At 71.6% G+C, this 20,848-nt stretch carries 19 protein-coding genes; 11 read left to right on the forward strand and 8 right to left on the reverse strand.

Annotation, left to right across the window (positions count from 1 at the left end):
* Window positions 1–81: 81 nt before the first annotated feature.
* Together O1G22_RS12315 and O1G22_RS12320 are read left to right on the forward strand one after the other, a co-directional pair.
* Window positions 82–1,338: an acyltransferase family protein gene (locus tag O1G22_RS12315; protein WP_270081411.1), complete on the forward strand. Its 1,257-nt coding sequence runs from the start codon at window positions 82–84 to the stop codon at window positions 1,336–1,338.
* A 12-nt stretch (window positions 1,339–1,350) separates the two neighbouring features.
* Window positions 1,351–2,133 (forward strand): alpha/beta fold hydrolase, encoded by a 783-nt coding sequence (locus O1G22_RS12320; protein ID WP_270081412.1) that lies wholly within the window; start codon window positions 1,351–1,353, stop codon window positions 2,131–2,133.
* 68 nt (window positions 2,134–2,201) lie between these two features.
* Here the strand turns inward: O1G22_RS12320 and O1G22_RS12325 are convergent, their stop codons facing one another.
* The 4 genes from O1G22_RS12325 to O1G22_RS12340 form a co-directional block, all read right to left on the reverse strand.
* Window positions 2,202–3,191 carry an MsnO8 family LLM class oxidoreductase gene (locus O1G22_RS12325; protein WP_270081413.1) on the reverse strand — a complete coding sequence of 330 codons (990 nt, stop codon included), beginning with the start codon at window positions 3,189–3,191 and terminating at the stop codon, window positions 2,202–2,204.
* A 5-nt stretch (window positions 3,192–3,196) separates the two neighbouring features.
* A complete protein-coding gene (locus O1G22_RS12330; protein ID WP_270081414.1) occupies window positions 3,197–3,727 on the reverse strand; it encodes a hypothetical protein in 531 nt (176 codons plus the stop codon).
* The gene (locus tag O1G22_RS12335) at window positions 3,724–4,539 is read right to left on the reverse strand and encodes an alpha/beta hydrolase (protein ID WP_270081415.1); all 816 of its coding nucleotides are present in this window, start codon (window positions 4,537–4,539) and stop codon (window positions 3,724–3,726) included. The genes O1G22_RS12330 and O1G22_RS12335 overlap by 4 nt, the downstream gene beginning before the upstream one ends.
* 197 nt (window positions 4,540–4,736) lie before the next feature.
* A complete protein-coding gene (locus tag O1G22_RS12340) occupies window positions 4,737–6,209 on the reverse strand; it encodes an MFS transporter (RefSeq protein WP_428986353.1) in 1,473 nt (490 codons plus the stop codon).
* 216 nt (window positions 6,210–6,425) lie between these two features.
* On the opposite strand from O1G22_RS12340, the gene O1G22_RS12345 reads away from it, so the two are divergent.
* The 3 genes from O1G22_RS12345 to O1G22_RS12355 all read left to right on the forward strand — a co-directional run bounded on the left by O1G22_RS12345 (window position 6,426) and on the right by O1G22_RS12355 (window position 9,300).
* Window positions 6,426–7,313 carry a helix-turn-helix domain-containing protein gene (locus O1G22_RS12345; protein ID WP_225099247.1) on the forward strand — a complete coding sequence of 296 codons (888 nt, stop codon included), beginning with the start codon at window positions 6,426–6,428 and terminating at the stop codon, window positions 7,311–7,313.
* Window positions 7,314–7,586: 273 nt separating this feature from the next.
* Window positions 7,587–8,804: an MFS transporter gene (locus tag O1G22_RS12350; RefSeq protein WP_270081416.1), complete on the forward strand. Its 1,218-nt coding sequence runs from the start codon at window positions 7,587–7,589 to the stop codon at window positions 8,802–8,804.
* A complete protein-coding gene (locus tag O1G22_RS12355; RefSeq protein ID WP_270081417.1) occupies window positions 8,794–9,300 on the forward strand; it encodes a flavin reductase family protein in 507 nt (168 codons plus the stop codon). The genes O1G22_RS12350 and O1G22_RS12355 overlap by 11 nt, the downstream gene beginning before the upstream one ends.
* Before the next feature lie 12 nt (window positions 9,301–9,312).
* On the opposite strand, the gene O1G22_RS12360 is transcribed toward O1G22_RS12355, so the two are convergent.
* Window positions 9,313–10,506 (reverse strand): ABC transporter substrate-binding protein, encoded by a 1,194-nt coding sequence (locus tag O1G22_RS12360; RefSeq protein WP_428986354.1) that lies wholly within the window; start codon window positions 10,504–10,506, stop codon window positions 9,313–9,315.
* 416 nt (window positions 10,507–10,922) lie between these two features.
* Window positions 10,923–12,362: a gamma-aminobutyraldehyde dehydrogenase gene (locus tag O1G22_RS12365; protein WP_270081418.1), complete on the reverse strand. Its 1,440-nt coding sequence runs from the start codon at window positions 12,360–12,362 to the stop codon at window positions 10,923–10,925.
* A gap of 171 nt (window positions 12,363–12,533) precedes the next feature.
* Between O1G22_RS12365 and O1G22_RS12370 the strand changes: the two genes are divergently transcribed.
* The 6 genes from O1G22_RS12370 (at window position 12,534) to O1G22_RS12395 (ending at window position 18,084) form a co-directional block, all read left to right on the forward strand.
* Window positions 12,534–13,055 carry an Lrp/AsnC family transcriptional regulator gene (locus tag O1G22_RS12370; protein ID WP_067041370.1) on the forward strand — a complete coding sequence of 174 codons (522 nt, stop codon included), beginning with the start codon at window positions 12,534–12,536 and terminating at the stop codon, window positions 13,053–13,055.
* A 2-nt stretch (window positions 13,056–13,057) separates the two neighbouring features.
* Window positions 13,058–14,422: an aspartate aminotransferase family protein gene (locus O1G22_RS12375; RefSeq protein WP_270081419.1), complete on the forward strand. Its 1,365-nt coding sequence runs from the start codon at window positions 13,058–13,060 to the stop codon at window positions 14,420–14,422.
* Between the two features lie 201 nt (window positions 14,423–14,623).
* Complete coding sequence (locus O1G22_RS12380; protein ID WP_270081420.1) at window positions 14,624–15,364, forward strand: ABC transporter ATP-binding protein; 741 nt, start codon at window positions 14,624–14,626, stop codon at window positions 15,362–15,364.
* Window positions 15,346–16,704 carry a hypothetical protein gene (locus O1G22_RS12385; protein WP_270081421.1) on the forward strand — a complete coding sequence of 453 codons (1,359 nt, stop codon included), beginning with the start codon at window positions 15,346–15,348 and terminating at the stop codon, window positions 16,702–16,704. Before O1G22_RS12380 ends, O1G22_RS12385 begins: the two co-directional genes overlap by 19 nt.
* A 90-nt stretch (window positions 16,705–16,794) precedes the next feature.
* A complete protein-coding gene (locus O1G22_RS12390; protein WP_270081422.1) occupies window positions 16,795–17,202 on the forward strand; it encodes a VOC family protein in 408 nt (135 codons plus the stop codon).
* Window positions 17,203–17,394: 192 nt separating this feature from the next.
* Complete coding sequence (locus O1G22_RS12395; protein WP_270081423.1) at window positions 17,395–18,084, forward strand: LAETG motif-containing sortase-dependent surface protein; 690 nt, start codon at window positions 17,395–17,397, stop codon at window positions 18,082–18,084.
* A gap of 94 nt (window positions 18,085–18,178) precedes the next feature.
* Here the strand turns inward: O1G22_RS12395 and O1G22_RS12400 are convergent, their stop codons facing one another.
* Window positions 18,179–19,198: an ABC transporter ATP-binding protein gene (locus O1G22_RS12400; protein WP_270081424.1), complete on the reverse strand. Its 1,020-nt coding sequence runs from the start codon at window positions 19,196–19,198 to the stop codon at window positions 18,179–18,181.
* A gap of 29 nt (window positions 19,199–19,227) precedes the next feature.
* A complete protein-coding gene (locus O1G22_RS12405) occupies window positions 19,228–20,829 on the reverse strand; it encodes an ABC transporter permease (protein WP_270081425.1) in 1,602 nt (533 codons plus the stop codon).
* Window positions 20,830–20,848 lie beyond the last annotated feature (19 nt).

Raw genomic sequence — 20,848 nt, forward strand, 5'->3', positions numbered from 1 at the left:
CCACCCCGCACACGCTGCCCCGGCCCGCCGTCACCGGGCGGGCCGGGGCAGCGCCGCCCTCCGAAGCAGAAAGCCGCCGTCATGTCCTCCGCCGTCGTACCGCCGGGGAACTCCCGGCACCAGTCCAGGCCGCCGAAACTGCCGTCGCTCACCGGGCTCAGGTTCTTCGCCGCGCTCCTGGTGTTCTTCTTCCACTCCTCGCTCTCCAACAGCCCCATCCCGCCGAACAAGCCGATCAACCCCTTCGCGGACAGCACACTGGCCCACCTGTACGAGAAGACCTTCGTCTCCACCGGCTACATGGGTGTGTCGTTCTTCTTCGTCCTCTCCGGTTTCGTCCTCGCCTGGTCCTCCCGGCCCGGTGAACGCATCACCGCCTTCTGGCGCCGCCGCATCACCAAGATCTTCCCCAACCACCTCGTCGTCGCCGCCGCGGTCGTGGTGCTGTTCGCCGGAGCCGCCATCACCGGCGTCTCCCAGTGGCTGCCGAACCTGCTGCTGATCCACACGTTCTTCCCGCAGGCATCGGTCAACCTCAGCCTCAATCCGCCCAGTTGGTCCCTCGGCAGCGAGCTGCTCTTCTATCTGCTGTTCCCGCTGCTGATCGTCCCGATCCGCAAGCTCCGCGGCGGCGCGCTGTGGGCCTGGGCGGCCGTCATGGTCGCCGGGACCGTCGCCGTCCAGCTCGTGTCGACCTACCTCGTCCCCGACACCCCCAAGTCGGCGATCACCCCGATCTCCGACCAGCAGTTCTGGTTCGGCTACCTCTTCCCGCCCGGCCGGCTCTTCGAGTTCGTGCTCGGCGCGCTCCTCGCCCGGATCGTGCTGACCGGCCGCTGGCCCCGGCAGCTGGGCATCGCCGTCTCGCTGCTGCTGGTCGCCGCCGGCTACGGCGCCACCTACCTGGTGCCCTTCCAGTACACCTTCGTCACGGCCACGATCGTGCCGATCGGCATGCTGATCGCGGCGGTCGCCGACACCGACGCCCGCTCCCGCAGCACCTGGCTGAGCAGCCGCCCGATGGTCTGGCTCGGCGAAGTCTCCTTCGGCTTCTACCTCGTCCAGGGCGTCACCATCTTCTACCTGCGGACCCTGCTGGGCGGCGAGGCCTTCAGCACCCCGGTCGCCCTGCTCGTCATCGCGCTGTTCTTCGCGGCCTCCCTGCTCGCCGGATGGCTGCTGTACCGCTTCGTGGAGATGCCCGCCATGCGCCGCTTCGCCCGCAGCCGGCGCTCCGCCCCCGCCACCGCGCCGGTGATCGTCCCGGCCCAGCGCGCCATGTCCGCTCCGGCCGCGGAGAAGGCCACCGAGAAGGCCACCGAGAAGGAACTCACCTGAGAGGAGGGCACCGTGCCCGCCGTCACCACCGCCGAGGGAACCGAGGTCGACTACCGGATCTCCGGCTCGGGACCCGGACTGCTGCTCGTCCACGGCTCCACCAGCGACTCCGCGTCCAACTTCGTCCTGCTGGAGCCCCATCTGGCCCGGCACCGCACCCTGATCCTCCCCGACTACGCCGGCAGCGGGCGCACTCCGCTCCCGGCCGGGGGCCGCCTCACCGTCGACACCCTCGCCGGTCAGATGGCCGCCGTGCTGGAGCAGCGGTCCGAGGGGCCGGTGGACGTCGCCGGGGCCTCCCTCGGAGCCGTCGTCGCGGCGGCGCTCGCCGCGGACCACCCCCACCTGGTCCGGCGCCTGGTCCTGATCGTCGGCTGGGCCCGCAACGACGACCCGCGCCAGTCGCTGGCCCTGGGCCTGTGGCGCCACCTCGCCGAGACCGACGAGTGGGCCTACCAGCGGTACATCACGCTGCTGGCGCACTCCCCCGGCTACCTGGCGGCCCTCGGCGACGAGCGACTGCACGCCCTCGCCGCCGCGCCCGTGGTCACCGACGGCGTCCGCCGCCAGCTCGACCTGGACCTCGTGGCCGACATCCGCGACCGCCTCCCGCGCATCCTCGCCCCGACCCTCGTCGTCGGCGCGAGCCGGGACCAGGTCGTCCCGGTCGCCCACGCCCGGGAACTGCACGCCGGCATCGCCGGATCCCGCTACGCCGAACTCGACAGCGGGCACAACGTCCTGCTGGAGAAGCCGCGGCAACTGGCCGAGCTGATCAGCGACTTCCTGGACTGACACCGGTCGTACGCGAAGGGGCCCCGTCCTCCGGGAGGGCGGGGCCCCTTCGCGTACGGTCTGCGCGCTCAGCCGGCCGCCGCCGCGACCACGGACGCCCCGGACCGTGTGCCGGACAGCTCGAACCCCTCGGCCAGCAGTTGGTAGGAGCGGACCCGGTCGGCCGGGTCCTGCGTCAGCGTGTTCACCATGAGTTCCCGCACCCCATTGGCCTCGGCCAGCGCGCGCAGCCGCGGTACGACGTCCTCGGGCGTGCCGTGGATCACGGACCTTGCGTGATGGGCCGCCCGTTCCGACTCCAGCCCCGTCCACCGGTGCCGGCGTACGGTCTCGGCCGAGGGAAGCGGCTGGTCGTCGCCCAGGTCCTTGCGCGCGCGCCACAGCAGCATGGCCTGCGCCAGCTCGTCGGCCCGTGCCTGGGTGTCCGCGACGACGGCGCGTACGGCGAGGAGTCCGCCATGGCCCTCCACGCCCGTCGCGGCCGTGTGCGCGGCCCGGTAGGCCTGCAGCGCACGCGCACTCGGACCGGGCACCAGGAAGTGCGCGAAGGCGAACCCCACGCCCAGCTCACCGGCGGCCGCGGCCGACCCGGCGCTCGCGCCCAGCAGCCACAGCTCCGGCGGCACCGGCGGCACCGCCGTCAGGGCCTCCGGGTACAGGTCTGCGCCGCCCGGCAGCCGCAGCAGCGAGCTCAGCTCCCGCAGCCGGGCCGGGAAGTCGGCCGCCGGGCCGCCGGCCCGGCCGATGCCCATGTCGACCCGGCCCGGGTGCAGCGTGGCCAGCACACCGAACACCTCGGCGACCTTCAGCGCCGGGTAGCGCGGCAGCAGCACCCCTCCGGTGCCGACCCGGATCCGGTCGGTCGCGGACAGGATGGCGCCGGCCAGCATCTCCGGGGCGCTGCCGGCGAAGCCCGGGGACCGGTGGTGCTCCGCCACCCAGTACCGGTCGAAGCCCAACCGGTCGGCGTGGCGGGCGAGTTCGAGCGAGGCCCGCAGGGCGTCGGCGCCCGTGTGCCCCTCCCCGACGGGGGACTGGTCCAGAACGGAGACGCGCATCGCGCTCACTCCCCCTTCCGGCCGGCGACGACCGACGGCACGATGCGGAAGTCCCGCTGGAACACCAGGTTGTGCAGGTCCGCGGTGGCGATCGCCCGCAGCGTGGGCACCTCGGCGGCCGCCTGCTCCTCGGTGAAGACGTTCAGGGGCCACTCGGCCACCGTGGCGCCCCGCAGATGCGGATGGTGGAAACCCCGCCCGTAGTGCGCCATCAGCGTGATGGGCTGGATTCCGGCATCGGTCTGTTCGGGCCAGGACAGCGTCCACAGCGCCGCCAGTCCCCCGTCCGCGGTGCGTCCGACTCCGGTGGCCTCCAGGGTTCCGGTGCCCTGCAGCATGTCGCGGTCGAACTCGCGCAGCACCTCACGGGCGTACGGGTCGAGCAGCGCCACCGCGTCGTGGAACAGCCGCTCCTTGCCCTGACGCGACACGGCGTCCCCGTGGGTTCCGTCGCGCAGGTCCCCGAAGTGGCGCTCCAGCGCCTCCAGGTGCGCGGTGCTCTCCACGGCCTCCGGCGAGGCGTTCTTCGTCGTCACATCTCCTCCTGATGCGGGGTGTCGGTGGTCACTGTGCTGAAGCGGGCCGCGACCATCCGGCCCAGCCACTGGCGCATCGGGTGCGCCCGGTCCGCGCTCCACTGCTGGGACGGCATGACCAGGGCCGCGTGCGGGGTGTCGTGGAAGAGCCGCAGGGACGTCGGGACACCGGCCCGCCGCAGCGTGTCGGCGTAGCCGCGGACGTCGTCCACGACCGGGTCCTGGTCGCCCACGGCCAGGACGGCCGGGGCCACCCCGCTGACGTCCCGTGCCTCCAGCGGGGTGGAGTACAGGACGCCGGGGCGCGGGTGCACCGGTGCGGCGCCCCGGTACCGGTGCCAGGCCGTACGCAGCTGTTCGGCGGAGGGGTACGCCTCCGCGTCGGCCCGGTAGGACGGGGCGCGGCACCCGGGGTCGATCGGCGGGTAGGCGAGGAACTGGCCGGCCAGCGGCTCGCCGGTGTCCCGCAGGACCAGGGCCGCCGAAGCCGCCAGCGTCGCACCGGAACTGTCGCCGCCGACGGCCACCAACGGCACGCCGGTCTCCCGCACCGCCTCGCGACGCGCCCAGCGCACCGCGGTCAGCACGTCCAGCAGGGCGGCCGGATGCCGGTGCACGGGCGCCAGCCGGTAGTCGACACTGACCACACCGCGGCCCGAGAACCGGGCGAGATCCGCGGTGACCTCGTGCCACTGGGCCGCCGAACCGTACTGCCAGCTGCCGCCGTGCGCCCAGACCAGCCAGCCGGCGAGCGGCGCGTCGGGCCGGTACACCCGTACCGGCACCTGATGGCCGGGGGCTGGCAGCAGCATCTCCTTCCACCGGACAGGTCCCTGCGCAGGGGCGGGCCGGCCGGCCGTACCTGGTTTCACGACTTTCTCCTTTCCGAAGCGGCCCACCGGGCCGGGGGCCGGGGGCGGGCCGCTCTTCGGCACTGTGTCGGCCTCCGCCGCCCGCGCCAACCGACAGATGGCTAGGTCGCCGCGCGCTCCGCGCCGGGCGGGGCGGGCTACTTGGTGGTGGGGGTGCGTAGGAAGAGGGCGCTGGTGAGGGCGGTGATGAGGACGAGGGCGGTGTTGACGGCGACGGCGGTCTGGATGCCGTCGAGGATGCCGGTGACGGTGGTGGTGGTCATGGCGCCGGTGGCGATGGCGCTCATGACGGGGGTGCCCATGGTGATGCCGATCTGCTGGCTCATGGTGGCAAGGCCGGTGGCCATGCCCTGTTCGTGGTCGGGCAGGCCGCTGGTGGCGGTGACCATGAAGCCGACGATGAGGAGCATGTTGCCGATGCCGCCGATGAAGGTGGCGGGCAGCAGCAGGCCCAGGCTGTGGGTGCTGGTGCCGAGCAGGAGCAGGGCGGCGGTGGCGGCGGTCTGGATCAGGGCGCCGAGGATCAGGGTGGTGCGGGTGGAGGTGGCGGCGATGACGCGGGGGGCGAGGGTGCCGCCCAGGACGGTGCCCAGACCGAGCACGCCGAAGGACAGGCCTGCGGCCAGCGGGGAGAACCCGAGGACCTTCTGCAGGTAGAGGGTCATCAGGAAGACCAGGGAGGTCTCGGTGACGAAGGCCAGGACACCGGCGACGTTGCCCCAGGCCACGGTGCGCCGGGACAGCACACTGACGGGGACGAGGGGGGCGGGGCTGGTGCGTTCGATGAAGTAGAACGCGATGAGCAGCACGATCCCTGCTGCGAGGACGAGAAGGGCGGTGGGGTTGGTCCAGCCGTGTTCGCCGGCCTGGGTGAAGCCGAAGACGACGGCGAGCAGGCCGAGGGTGACGCTGAGTGCGCCGGGCAGGTCCAGGCGGGGGCGCGTCTGGGGGCGGGACTCGGTCAGCACCATCGGGGCGATGACGAGGACGGCGGCGGCGACGGGCACGTTGATGAAGAACGACCAGCGCCAGGAGAGCAGGTCGGTCAGGACGCCGCCGAGGATGGCGCCGGTGGTGAACCCGGCCGACATCAGTGCCCCGTTCAGGCCCAGCGCCTTCTGGCGCAGGGGTCCTTCGGGGAAGGAGGTGGTCAGCAGGGACAGCCCGGCCGGGGTGACCGCCGCGGTCGCGAGCCCTTGGAAGATGCGGGCGGCGATGAGGATCGCGGGGCTGGTGGCCAGACCCCCGGCGAGGGAGGCAAGGCCGAGGACGGCCAGGCCGCCCAGGAAGAGCCGGCGCCGGCCGAAGAGGTCCGCGACCCGGCCGAACAGCAGGGTGAACCCGGCCGCGCACAGAGCGAACGCGGTCGCGATCCACTGCAGGTTGCCCAGCGAGAACCCCAGCCCCTTGCCGATCACCGGCAGTGCCACGTTCAGGATCGAGAAGTCCACCGCCAGCATGAACTGCGCGACCAGCAGCACCACCAGCGTCAGCCGCATCCGCGACGTCAACCCCTGCCCCGCCACCGGACCACCAGCACCACCAGAACCACCAGGACCACCCGGACCGGCCGAGACCGCCCCCTCCGACACACCATCAACAACAGACATGGGATCCCCTTCGAGACCTTCGAGAAGCTTTCGACCGAAGGAATCCTGCGACCCGCGCCGGCACCTACCCAGTCCCCAAAAACGACTCCTCGGCCGCTGACCGGGCGGGCGCTGGGTGGTCACGACATGACCACCCAGCACGGGAAGGACCGGTGATCCGCCCCCGTTGGACGGGGGGCACGGTTCATGTCACCGGATTCACGGGAGGGGCACCCCATGCCTGACTTCTCCGAGCTGAGCGACTTCCTGCGCAGCCGCCGAGCCGCCCTGACACCCGAGGAGGTCGGGCTTCCGCAGCTGGCGGAACGACGCCGGGTACCCGGTCTGCGCCGCGAGGAGGTGGCGCTGGCGGCCGGCCTGAGCGTCACCCACTACACCCGGCTCGAACAGGGCCGCATCAACCACGTGTCCGACTCCGTCCTCGACGCGATCTCCCGCACCCTGCGCCTGACCCCGGACGAGTACAGCCACCTCATGGATCTCGCCCGGCCGGAGACGGTCACCTCCCGTCGCGCCCAGGCCCCGCGAACCCCCTGCGCCGACCACGGTGTCCGCCAGCTCATCGACACCTTCACGGACACCCCCGCCCTGGTCCTGGACCGGCGCAACGACGTCCTCGCCTGGAACGCCATGGGCCATCTCCTGCTGGGCATGCACCTGGACTTCGACGCACCCGAGCATCCGGGGCGCCGGCCGAACCTGACCCGGATGCTCTTCCTGGACGAGCGCAACCGCGACCTCTACCCACGCTGGCACGACGAGGCACAGCTCGCGGTGGCCTCGCTGCGGCTCGTCGCCGGCCGCTACCCCCACGACAAGCAGCTCGCCGAACTGGTCGGCGAACTCATCATGAACAGCGAGGAGTTCGCCAAACGCTGGGCCCGGCACCCGGTGCGGACCTGTGTCGCCGGAATCAAGGAGATCGACCATCCCCTCGTCGGCGCCATGGAGCTCTCCTTCCAGAGCCTGCTGGTTCCCGGAGCGGCCGGACAGCGCATGATCGCCTACACGGCCCGGGTCGGTACGAGTTCGGAGGCCGGTCTGCGGCTGCTCTCCTCCACGTTGCATGTGCCGAACACGAGCATCCCGACGGCCGTCGACTGACGCCCCGGCAGCGCCCGCGGCGGCACGGGCCGAACACAACACGGGCAACTTGCCGAAGACGCCCGCCGTCGGCATCGACTCCTCAGGCCGGCGGGCCCGGCCGGGCTAACGTCACTGCGCGGTGACACTCCGCCCGCCTGACGGCCGTCCCCCTCCGTCGGCGGGCGGGGTCTCACCGCTCACTCGGGCCCGCCCGCGCCCACCGCGCGGCACGGCCGGCCCCCCATCGCCAGCTCGCGCACCGATCCGGTGCGCCGAGGTCGAGGAGTACACATGCCACTGGCGCTTCTGGCTCTCGCCATGGGTGCGTTCGGCATCGGAACCACGGAGTTCGTGGCCACCGGGATCCTGCCGCAGGTGGCGGACACCTTCGGCGTGTCGATCCCGTCGGCCGGCTACCTGGTCACGGCCTACGCCGTCGGCGTGGTCGTCGGCGCACCCGTCATGACCCTGCTGGGCACCCGGATGTCCAGGAAATCGATGCTCGCACTGCTCATGGGCGTGTTCGTGGCCGGAAACGCGCTCTGCGCGGCCGCACCGGACTTCGCCCTCCTGCTCCTCGGCCGGGTCCTCGCCTCCTTCGCCCACGGCGCCTTCTTCGGCATCGGCTCGGTCGTGGCGGCGGACCTCGTGGCGCCGCACCGCCGCGCCTCGGCGATCTCCATGATGTTCAGCGGACTCACGGTCGCCAACGTCGCGGGAGTCCCCCTGGGAACGCTGGTCGGACAGGCGGCCGGCTGGCGCGTCACCTTCGTCCTCATCGCCCTCCTGGGAGTCCTGGGCGTCGCCGGAGTCCTCTGCTTCGTCCCCGCCGACCGTCGTCCCGAACGGGTCGGTGTCGCCGGGGAGGCCGCCGCGCTCCGCAACCCGCAGGTCGTGCTCGCGATGCTCATGACCGTGCTGGGATTCGGCGGGGTGTTCGCCGCCGTCACCTACATCGCGCCGATCCTGACCGAGGTCGCGTCCTTCCCCGAGTCCTCGGTCTCCGGGCTCCTCGTCGTCTTCGGATGCGGGCTGGTGCTCGGCAACATCGTCGGCGGCAGGCTCGCCGACAAGCGGCTCATGCCGATGCTCTGCACCACGCTGGCGCTGCTCTCCGTGACACTGCTCTGCTTCAGTCTCGCCGCCTCCCACCAGGTCGCCGCGGTGGTCCTCACGTTCCTGATCGGAGTGTTCGGCTTCGCGACCGTCCCGCCCCTGCAGAAGCGGGTGCTGGACCACGCGGCGGGGGCACCGACCCTGGCGTCCTCCCTCAACATCGGCGCCTTCAACCTCGGCAACGCCATCGCCGCCTGGCTCGGCGGCCTCACCATCAGCGCCGGCTTCGGGTACGCGTCGTCCAGTGCGGTGGGCGCGGTCATGGCCGCGGCCGCGCTGCTCACCGCCGTCGTGTCCGGCCGCCTGGAGTCGAGGCAGCGCCGCACCGCCCCCCGGCCGGACCCGCTGCCGGTCCCCGCCCACGCCGAAGGAACCCTCGACCATGCTCCGTGAAGCGACCCGCTCCCTGGTGCTCGACGCCTTCTCCCGGATCGCCTCGACCGTGGCCGTGGTCAGCGCCGCACACGACGGCACCCTGCGCGCGATGACGGTCACCTCGTTCGCGACCCTCTCGATGGCCCCGCCGCGGCTCCTGGTCTGCGTGGCGAAGACGGCCCGCACCCACGCGGCCCTCACGGCACAGCCCGCGTTCGCGGTGAACCTGCTCGCCGAGGACCAGGAGGACCTGGCGCGCACGTTCGCAACCTCGGAGCCGGCGAAACACACGACCGGAGGCCTCCGGGTGCTCGACGGTGGGATACCCGTCGTACCGGACGCGGCGGCCAGCCTGATCTGCCACCGGGAGAAGATCCACGACGAGGGCGACCACGACATCGTCATCGCCCGTGTCGTCGCGGTGGCCACCTCCGACTCCCCACCGCTGCTCCACCACCGCAGGACCTTCAAGCCGGTCGGCAGCACCCTGGACCGGGTGACGGCACCCGGGTGACCGGTCGGCGGCTCAGAGCCCCACGATCCTGTTCCAGCGCTTGGCGAACTCCACCCGTTCCGTGGAGGTGATGTCGCGGGCGACGGCGAGGCGGCCGCGCATCGTGGCGTCCGGGAAGATCAGGGGGTTGTCGGCGAGGGCCGCGGTGTCCTTGTCCTTCGAAGCGGCCAGGACCTCCCTGGCCGCGGGGACCGGGCAGACGTACGTCACCCACGCGGCGAGTGCCGCGGCGGCCTCGGGGTCGTAGTAGTAGTCGATCAGCCGCTCGGCGTTGGCCTTGTGCAGGGCACGGTTGGGGATCATCAGGGAGTCCGCCCAGAGTTCGGCGCCCTCCTCGGGGACGACGAAGCGGATGTCGGGGTTGTCCGCCTGGAGCTGGATGACGTCACCCGAGTACGCCTGGCAGGCCAGCACATCGCCGCTGACCAGGTCCTTGGTGTAGTCGTTGCCGGTGAAGCGGCGGATCTGGCCGCGGTGGATCTCGCGCTCCACCTCGTCGCAGACGTTGTGGAAGTCGTCCGCCGTCCATGTGGTGATGTCCACGCCGTTGCCCTGCATCAGCAGCGCGAAGGACTCGTCCAGGCCGGAGAGGAGGGTCACGCGGCCCTTGAGGTCGCTCGCCCAGAGGTCCTTCACGTGCCGGATCTCGCGGCCCAGCTTCTTGCGGTTGTAGGCGATGCCGGTGATGCCCGACTGCCACGGCACGGTGAACCGGCGGCCCTTGTCGAAGGCGGGGGTACGCAGCAGCGGGTCCAGATACTTCGCCACATTCGGCTGCCGGGCGCGGTCCATCTCCTGGACCCAGCCCAGCCGGACGAACCGGGCGCACATCCAGTCGCTGATGACGATCAGGTCCCGGCCGGTGGACTGGTGGTTCATCAGCGCCGGGCTGATCTTGCCGAAGAACTCGTCGTTGTCGTTGATCTCCTCGACGTAGTCGACGGAGATGCCGGTGCGCTTCTCGAAGGCGTCCAGGGTGGGCCGCCGGTTCGGGTTCTTGTCGTCGGTGTCGATGTACAGCGGCCAGTTCGCCCAGGTCAGCTTCTTGTCGGCCGTGGACTCGTCGGCGACGGCCCGGTCGCCGGGCGCGACGTAGGCGGCGGGCACCCCGCAGCCGGCCAGGGCGCCGAGCGCGGCGGTGCCGCCGAGCGCGCGCAGAAGGGAACGGCGGGACATCGGTGTCGTACGGGAAGAAGTCTGGGGCACCCCGGAAGCATGCCGCCCGGCCCGCCGAACGGACAATCGACGCTGCGTCGAGCAAGCCGACGGCTGCCCGACACCTTGTCGATCACTGATGGCATGTTCCGGTCATACGTGGTCGCTGTCCGTGGCACGCACGGCACTTCGCCGGACTCGCCGAAGACGGCGGCTGCGAGCGGGTTCCAGGCGAACCGCACACGTAGGCGGGGTCGTGCTGGGCGTCGATCAGTCGGCGCAGACACCAACCTCCGTGCGGCGGACCGGCTCCGGAGACCGGAGCAGACGGCGGACTGGGAGCGGGCGGCCACTCTTCTCTTCAGCTCACCGGCAGCGAGCCGGAGTTCGTGACCGGGGAACGAGACAGCGCGGCCCCCGGACGGGGAGGTGACCCGTCCGGGGGCCGCGCCCGCTGTACCCGGTGCCTACTCGCCCAGGGACGTCATCACGTGCTTGATGCGCGTGTAGTCCTCGAAGCCGTACGCCGACAGGTCCTTGCCGTAGCCGGACTTCTTGAAGCCGCCGTGGGGCATCTCGGCGACCAGCGGGATGTGGGTGTTGATCCACACGCAGCCGAAGTCGAGCTTCTTGGACATGCGCATCGCCCGGGCGTGGTCCTTGGTCCACACCGAGGACGCGAGGGCGTACTCGACGCCGTTGGCCCACTCGACGGCCTGGTTCTCGTCCGAGAAGGACTGGACGGTGATGACCGGGCCGAAGACCTCGTTCTGGATGATCTCGTCGTCCTGCTTCAGGCCGGAGACGACGGTCGGGGCGTAGAAGTAGCCCTTGTCACCGACCTGGTGGCCGCCCGCCTGGACCTTGGCGTGGGCGGGGAGGCGGTCGATGAAGCCGGAGACCTGCTTGAGCTGGTTCGGGTTGTTCAGGGGGCCGTACAGGACGTCCTCGTCGTCCGGCTGACCCGTCTTCGTCTCGGCCGCGGCCTTGGCGAGCGCGGCCACGAACTCGTCGTGGATGGACTCCTGGACGAGGACACGGGTCGCGGCCGTACAGTCCTGGCCGGCGTTGAAGAAGCCCGCGACGGAGATGTCCTCGACGGCCTTGGCGATGTCGGTGTCCTCGAAGACGACGACCGGGGCCTTGCCACCGAGCTCCAGGTGGACCCGCTTGACGTCCTTGGACGCGGACTCGGCCACCGACATGCCGGCACGCACCGAGCCGGTGATCGACGCCATCGCGGGCACCGAGTGCTCGACCATCAGCCGGCCCGTGTCGCGGTCGCCGCAGACGACGTTGAAGACGCCCTTGGGGAGGATCGAGCCGATGATGTCCGCGATGAGGACGGTGGAGGCGGGGGTGGTGTCCGACGGCTTCAGGACGACCGTGTTGCCCGCGGCGATCGCCGGGGCGAACTTCCACACCGCCATCATCATCGGGTAGTTCCAGGGGGCGACCTGGGCGCAGACGCCGACCGGCTCACGGCGGATGATCGAGGTCATCCCCTCCATGTACTCACCGGCCGAGCGGCCCTCCAGCAGCCGCGCCGCGCCCGCGAAGAAGCGGATCTGGTCGATCATCGGCGGGATCTCCTCGGAGCGGGTCAGCCCGACCGGCTTGCCCGTGTTCTCCACCTCGGCCGCGATCAGCTCCTCGGCGCGCTCCTCGAACGCGTCCGCGATCTTCAGCAGCGCCTTCTGCCGCTCGGCGGGCGTCGTGTCGCGCCAGGCCGGGAAGGCGCGGGCGGCGGCCTCCATCGCGGCGTCCACGTCCGCCGCACCGGACAGCGGCGCGGTCGCGTACGCCTCGCCCGTCGCGGGGTTGACCACCTCGGTGGTCCGTCCGTCGGCGGCGTCCCGGAACTCACCGTCGATGTAGTTGCGCAGACGACGCAGCTCGGTGCTCACTGCCGGCCTCCTGAATCAGGTTCTCGCTGTCCGATTGCTGAGACACCCACCCTAGTCGTCAGGCCCACGTTTTCAACACCCCCATGGGCACCTCTTCTGCGAAATCCGCAAGGTTGGGACTCTCAGACAACGAATTTCATCGATCGGGGCTTGCGGAACTGTCGAGACCTCGTGCACAGTGAGGTCGTGGCCAGTCGAAGCGCAGACCAGAGGGACTCCACCCGCGAGTCCAGGAACGGCGGCACCCCCCAGCTGGATGCCGTCTCCCTCGCCATCATCCAGCAGCTCCAGGAGGACGGCCGCCGGCCGTACGCCGCGATCGGCAAGGCCGTCGGCCTGTCCGAGGCGGCCGTGCGCCAGCGCGTCCAGAAGCTGCTGGACCAGGGCGTGATGCAGATCGTCGCCGTCACGGACCCGCTCACCGTGGGCTTCCGCCGGCAGGCGATGGTCGGGATCAACGTCGAAGGCGATGTCGAGTCGATCGCGGACGCGCTGACTGACATGTCGGAAGTCGAGTACGTGGTGATGACCGCGGGCTCGTTCGACATCCTCGCCGAGATCGTCTGCGAGGACGACGACCACCTGCTGGACGTCATCAACAAACGCATCCGGGCCCTGCCCGGGGTGCGCTCCACCGAGAGCTTCGTCTACCTCAAGCTCAAGAAGCAGACCTACATGTGGGGAACCCGATAACCGTGACCCAGAAGGACCTCAGCCGCACCGCGTACGACCACCTGTGGATGCACTTCACCCGCATGTCCTCGTACGAGAACTCCCCCGTCCCGACCATCGTCCGGGGCGAGGGCACCCACATCTACGACGACAAGGGCAAGCGCTACCTCGACGGCCTCGCCGGTCTGTTCGTGGTCCAGGCCGGTCACGGCCGCACGGAACTCGCCGAGACCGCCTTCAAGCAGGCCCAGGAGCTCGCCTTCTTCCCGGTGTGGTCCTACGCCCACCCCAAGGCCGTCGAGCTGGCCGAGCGCCTGGCCGACTACGCCCCGGGCGACCTGAACAAGGTCTTCTTCACCACCGGCGGCGGCGAGGCCGTCGAGACCGCCTGGAAGCTCGCCAAGCAGTACTTCAAGCTCAAGGGCAAGCCGACCAAGTACAAGGTCATCTCGCGTGCGGTCGCCTACCACGGCACCCCGCAGGGCGCCCTGTCCATCACCGGCCTGCCGGGCCTGAAGGCCCCCTTCGAGCCGCTGGTGCCGGGCGCGCACAAGGTGCCGAACACCAACATCTACCGCGCCCCGATCTTCGGCGACGACCCCGAGGCCTTCGGCCGCTGGGCCGCCGACCAGATCGAGCAGCAGATCCTCTTCGAGGGCCCGGACACCGTCGCGGCGGTCTTCCTGGAGCCCGTGCAGAACGCCGGCGGCTGCTTCCCGCCCCCGCCCGGCTACTTCCAGCGCGTGCGCGAGATCTGCGACCAGTACGACGTACTGCTCGTGTCGGACGAGGTCATCTGCGCCTTCGGCCGCCTCGGCACGATGTTCGCCTGCGACAAGTTCGGCTACGTCCCGGACATGATCACCTGCGCCAAGGGCATGACCTCGGGCTACTCCCCGATCGGCGCCTGCATCATCTCCGACAAGCTCGCCGAGCCGTTCTACAAGGGCGACAACACCTTCCTGCACGGCTACACCTTCGGCGGCCACCCGGTGTCGGCGGCGGTGGGTCTCGCCAACCTCGACCTGTTCGAGCGCGAGAACCTCAATCAGCACGTGCTCGACAACGAGGGCGCCTTCCTGCAGACCCTGCAGAAGCTGCACGACCTGCCGATCGTCGGCGACGTCCGCGGCAACGGCTTCTTCTACGGCATCGAGCTGGTGAAGGACAAGCACACCAAGGAGTCCTTCAACGAGGAGGAGACCGAGCGCGTCCTGTACGGCTTCCTCTCCAAGGCCCTGTTCGACAACGGCCTGTACTGCCGTGCCGACGACCGCGGCGACCCGGTGATCCAGCTCGCCCCGCCGCTGATCTCCAACCAGGAGACCTTCGACGAGATCGAGCAGATCCTGCGGGCCACGCTCACGGAGGCGTGGACCAAGCTCTGATCATCCTCGGGTGATCCTTCTGGATGATCAACACCGGCCCCGGTGCCGCCCGTTCGAGTGAGAACGGCGGCCCGGGGCCGTGTGCTGTCCGGCCTCCCGGTACCGGCTATCTAGCGTTCCAGTGACCGATCGGCCCAGCCTTCGTTCGCCCATACGAGGGATCAGGCACGGGAAAACGGATCAGAACCGAGGTGTACGCCCATGGAGGCCCCGCCGGACAACGACGTGCTCTGGGCACGCGCGCTGCACTTCAGGCACCCCGACGGCTCTCCCGGGCTCGCCGGGATCTCGCTGGGGGTGCGGGAGAGCGAGATCCTCGCCGTCACCGGCCCGCGCGGCAGCGGCAAGACGACCCTGCTGCGCTGTCTGTCCGGCCTGGTGCCGGTGCGCGAGGGCGAGGTCTGGTTCAACAGCTCGCCCGTGCACACCCTGGGCCCGATGGCCCGGGAACGGCTGCGCCGGGACCGCTTCGGCTGGATCGACCCCGTACCGGTCCTCGTCCCCGAGCTGAACGTCTGGGAGAACGCCGCGCTCCCCCTGATGCTGCGCGGCACCAGCCGCCGCCGGGCCAAGGTCGCCGCGCTGGAGTGGCTGGAGCGCCTCGACGTCGGCGACAGGTCCCGCGCGCACCCGCACGAACTGCAGCAGGCCGAACGCCAGCGCGTGTCGATCGCCCGAGCGCTGGCCCCGGCCCCCTCGGTCCTGTTCGCCGACGAACCGACGGCCCCGCTCCACCGCGCCGACCGCACCCACGTGCTGCGGACGCTCACCACGGCCGCCCGCTCGCACGGCATCACCGTCGTCCTCGCCACGAACGACCCCGACACCGCGGCCCTCGCCGACCGGACGGTCTCCCTGCTGGACGGGCGGCGCGTCCAGACCCTGCACCTGCCCCAGACCCCGGAGACGGAAGGCCGGGCCGCGTGCTCGCTCTCCGTCTGACCCGCGCGGCCCGGCCCGCGGTCCAGCTGCGCCGCCTGCTGGTGGCCGCGGCCTCGGCGGGCACCGGGTTCCTGCTGCTGTCCTGCCTCGGTTACGCCCTGCACCACCCTCAGTCCGCCGGTGCCGCCGCGCTGCGCCTGGTCTGGTGCGCGGTGCCGCTCGCCGCCACGGTGTACCTCGCGCTCGCCGTCGCCCGCACCGACCCCGGCACCAAGCCACGCACCGGACTGTCCGCCGTCGGCCTCGGCCCGGCCCGCCTCATGGCCGTCTCCGCCCTCACCACGGCCCTGGCCTGCACCCTGGGCTCGGCGGTGGCCCTGCTGGTCTTCCTGCACCTGCGCGGCGACCTGACGGGCATGCCCTTCGACGGCGCCGCGTCCGACTTCCTCGCCTCCGACCAGCCCCTCCCGCTCCCGGCGGCCCTGACCCTGCTCACCCTGGTGCCGGCCACGGCCACGACGACGGTGGCCCTCTCCCTGCGCCCGCGCGACCCCCGCCCCACCACCCCGGGCCCGCGCAGATTCGGCCGCTTCGGGGCGTACGGCCACGCGACGGCGAAGGAGACGTTCGGGACGTACGGCAGGTACGGCGCGCGTCTGAGCCGGCGGACCGCGAGCGACGGCGGGGCACCGCATCCGCACGCGACGGGCGGCCGTACCGCCGAGGCCGCTCCCGCTCCGCAGGAGAGCGGCGACCTCACCGCACCGGACACCGAAGCCGGATCCCCGGCCCCGGCCCCGGAGACCACCTGGCCCGCGGACACTCCTCAGCCCCCCAAGGACGCCCCCGCCGGCCTCCCCTGGGGCATCACCTTCCTCGCCATGGGCCTCGCGGTCCACGCCTACGCCGACCGCGCGGCCCTCGCCGTGCTGCTCGGCTGGCTCCTCATCGCCACCGGCCTGGTCCTCGCCGCCCCCGGCCTCACCCACCTGTGCGGCCGGCTCCTGCAGTCCACCCGCCCCGGCGCCCTCCGCCTGCTCGCCGGCCGGGTCCTCATGGCGGAAGCCACCCGCATCGGCCGTCCCCTGGGCGTCGTGTGCGCGGTCGCGTCCGCCGGGTACGCCATGACCACGCTGTACGCCGGCTCCGCACCGGCGTTCGGCCCGCTGACCACCCTGGGCGCGCTGCTCGTCACCGGCTGCACGGTCGCCACCCTGCTCACCGCGGCCGTGGAGACCCGCCAGTGCCGGTCCGAGACGACCGCCGCGCTGCTCCGGCTCGGCGCCCCCGCCTCGATGCTGCGCGTGGCCGCGGCCCTGCGCGCGGCGGCCCTGCTGGCGCTGTTCGGTCCCCTCACCGTCGCCGTCGCCGCCCTGGCGGCGCTCCCCGTGGACCGCTGAAAAAAGTTCTCCCGTCGCCGATGAGTTCGAGCCGGACCCCCGGTCTACCCACCGAACACACCGGCACGAACGCCTACGGGAGAGACCCTCATGTACCAGCAGATGATCTTCGTGAACCTGCCCGTGAACGACCTCGACGCCTCGAAGAAGTTCTTCACGGAGCTGGGCTACACGATCAACCCCCAGTTCAGCGACGAGAAGGCTGCCTCCGTGGTGATCAGCGACACCATCTTCGCGATGCTGCTCACCAAGCCGTTCTACGCGACGTTCACCAAGAAGGAGATCGCCGACGCGACGACGACCAGCGAGGTGCTGGTCTGTCTGAGCGCGGAGAGCCGCGCGCAGGTCGACGAGCTGGTCGGGAAGGCGATCGCGGCGGGCGGCACGGAGACCGGCCCGACCCAGGACCACGGCTTCATGTACGGCCGCGCCTTCGACGACCTCGACGGCCACACCTGGGAGGTCATGTGGATGGACCCGGCGGCGGTCCAGGGCTGACAACTCGGGTCAAACGTCCGGGCGATTAATAAGAAGGTAAAGCCAACGGCTGCTGACGGCTTGTGCATTGACACTGCTTACGGAGCGCTTATAGACCTGTGAGCCTCCTGGGGGTGCTGGGGCGTCACCCTCACCTGCCGCCCCAACACCCCCTCAGCCCCCCGCAGTTATGCACTCTGTAAAGGACAAACGTTGTCCATAACTCGCCGCAGCGCACGCCGTTCGGTGCGCATCCTCGGTGTCGCCTCTGCCTCCGCCGCCGCGGTGCTGGCTCTGTCCAGCACCGCGTTCGCGTGCAGCATCAGTGAGTTCAAGGCCGAAGCCAAGTGCGACGGCGGCAAGGGCGTCATCGTCGTCACCGACAAGGACGCCTCCGGTACCCCGGCCACCATCACCGTGTTCCGGGAGAACAACGGTGGCGTCGAGAAGCAGATCGCCGAGCAGCCGGTCAAGGGCTCCGCCGAGGGCACTTCGGTCACCTTCCAGGAGAACTGGAAGCCGAACGCGACGTACCGCGTCCACGTCACGGCCAGCCCTTACGTCGACCAGGACATCACGACTCCGCTGAGCACGCCGTCCACGGCCTGCACGACCGAGAGCTCCACCCCGACCCCGCCCGCCTCCCCCACGCCGACCCCGTCGGCGTCCACCCCGGCCCAGTCGCCGACCCCGACCCCGTCCTCCTCCGCCTCCAGCCCCGCCCCGGCGAGCGCAGCCCCGAGCAACGCGCCGTCCCCGGCGGCCGGCAGCTCGAACCTCGCCGAGACCGGTGCGAACTCCAACACCCCGCTGATCGCCGGTCTCGCGGGCGCGCTGGTCGTCGTCGGCGGCGGCGCGGTCTGGTTCGGCATGCGCCGTCGCGGCACGCGCGGCAACGGCTGACCCCGGCGCACTCACTCCACTTCCGCGGCCCGTCCCCCTATCCCCAGGGGACGGGCCGCGGTCGTACGGCCCCCTGCCCTCAGCAGGTCGCCGATCAGTCGAGCACGACGATGTCGGCCGCGTCGAACTCCACGCCCACCGCGTCCCCGGCCTCGGGCGCGTCCCGCAGTGCGCAGGCGGCCTCCAGGCGTGGTCCGTCCCCGGGCTGGAGGTGGACGGCCACATGGGTGCCCTTGAAGGTGCGGGCGGTCACCGTGCAGGGCAGGCCCGCGTCGGCCGCCACGAGCCGTACCCCGGCGGGCCGGACCAGCAGCGTGCGCGCACCCTGCGGGGAACCGTCGGGCACCGGCAGCTTGCCCCAGGCGCTGTCGGCGGCCGTACCGACGACGGTCGCCTCGACCACGTTGTCGAAGCCGAGGAACCGGGCCACGAACGCGTCGGCGGGCCGCTGCCAGACCTCAAGAGGCGTGCCGGACTGGGCGATCCGCCCGTCCCTCATCACCACCACCCGGTCGGCCAGCGCGAACGCCTCGCCCTGGTCGTGGGTCACGGCGAGCACGGTGGTGCCCAACCGGCCGAAGAGTTCCCGCAGTTCGACCACCAGCCGCTCCCGCAGCGAGCGGTCGAGCTGGCCGAGCGGCTCGTCCAGCATCAGCAGCCGGGGCTTCGGCGCGAGCGCACGGGCGAGGGCCACGCGCTGCTGCTCACCGCCGGACAGGGCGGCCACGGCCCGCCGCGCCGCCCCGGGCAGCCCGACGAGCTCCAGCAACTGCCCCACCTCGGCGTCCCGTTCCCCCTTCGCGACGCCGTGCATGCGCAGCCCGAAGGCCACGTTCGCGCCGACGTCCCGCTGCGGAAAGAGCTGATGGTCCTGGAACATCAGGCCGACACCCCGCTTGTGCGCGGGTACGCCGGACTGGTCGCGGCCGTCGAGCAGCACCCGCCCGCCGGACAGGGGCTGGAGTCCGGCGACCGCCCGGAGCAGCGTGGACTTTCCGCTGCCGCTGGGCCCGAGCACGCACACCACCTCGTGCTCGGCGACCTCCAGACCGACGGCGTCGAGCACGGCCCGCCCGCCGAAGCGCACGGTCGCGGCATCGAGGCTGAGCAGCATCAGAACTCCCCCGTCAGCGTCTTCGGCATCTAGAACTCCCCCGTCCGGTCGGTGCGCAGCCGTTCCAGGACGAGCAGCGCGACCGCGCACACCACCATCAGAATGGTCGAAAGGGCCATCGCCTGGCCGTAGTTGAGGTCTCCGGGACGGCTGAGCAGCCGGGCCACGGCGACCGGGAGCGTGGGGTTGTCGGGCCGGGCGATGAACACGGTCGCCCCGAACTCACCGAGCGAGACGGCGAACGCGAACCCGGCCGCGACCAGCAGCGCCCGCCGCACCAGTGGCAGGTCCACCTCCCGCCACACCCGCCAGGGCGACGCCCCGAGCACGGCCGCCGCCTCCCGGAGCCGGCCGTCCACCGCGCGCAGCACGGGCAGCATGGTCCGTACGACGAAGGGGGCGCCGACCAGCGCCTGGGCGAGCGGGACGAGGATCCAGGACTGCCGCAGATCCAGCGGCGGCTTGTCCAGGGCGATCAGGAAGCCGAAGCCGACGGTCACGGCGGACACGCCGAGCGGCAGCATCAGCAGCGCGTCGAAGCTCCGGACCAGCCGTCCGGCGTCCCGGCGGGCGAGCGCGGCGGCGGCGAGACCTCCGATCACGACGGCGATGGCCGTGGCGGCGACGGCGTACTGCAGCGAGGTCCACACCGCCTGCACGGGCGCGACCAGGAACGTACCGCCGTCGGAGTCGGCGAGCGCCCGGTAGTAGCCGAAGCCGGGTGCGTCGAGGGAGCGCCGGACGAGCACGGCGAGCGGCAGCACGAGGAGCAGAGCGATGGTGACGAGGACACCGGCGAGCAGGGCCCACTGGCCCGCACCGCGCGGCCGACGGGCGGTCACCTCGGGGTCGACCAGCCGCAGCGCGGTCTCCCGGCGCCGTACGGTCCAGGCGTGCACGGCGAGGATCGCGCCGACGGCGGCGAACTGCACAAGGGTGAGGACGGCGGCCGTGGACAGGTCGAAGACCTCGGAGGTCTGCCGGTAGATCTCCACTTCGAGCGTGGAGAAGGTGGGGCCGCCGAGGATCTGGACGACGCCGAAGGAGGTGAAGGTGAACAGGAACACCATCAGCGCGGCGGCGGCCACGGCGGGCGCGAGCGCCGGGAGGGTGACCTTCCGCCAGGCGCTGAGCGGAGACGCGCCCAGCATGCGGGCGGCCTCCTCCTGACGGGGGTCGAGCTGGGACCACAGTCCGCCGACGGTGCGGACGACGACCGCGTAGTTGAAGAAGACGTGGGCCAGCAGGATCGCCCACACCGTGGTGTCCAGCCGTACGCCCCACAGGTCGTCCAGCAGCCCGCCGTGCCCGACCAGCGCGAGGAAGGCGCTGCCGGCGACGACGGTGGGCAGCACGAACGGGACGGTGACGACGGCCCGCAGCACCTGCTTGCCCGGGAAGTCGAGCCGCGCGAAGACGTAGGCGGCGGGCAGGGCGAGGAGCAGAGTGAGCGCGGTGGAGGCGAGCGCCTGCCAGGTGGTGAACCACAGCACATGCCGGATGTCCGGCTCGGTGACGACGTCCGTGATCCGCCCGAACCGCCAGGCGCCGTCCACCTTCAGCCCGCGCGCGACGATCGCGGCCACGGGCCAGGCGAAGAACAGCGCGAAGAACGCGACGGGCAGGGCCATCAGGCCCAGCCGCGCCGCG

The organism is Streptomyces camelliae (assembly GCF_027625935.1).
GTDB classification, from domain to species: Bacteria; Actinomycetota; Actinomycetes; order Streptomycetales; family Streptomycetaceae; genus Streptomyces; species Streptomyces camelliae.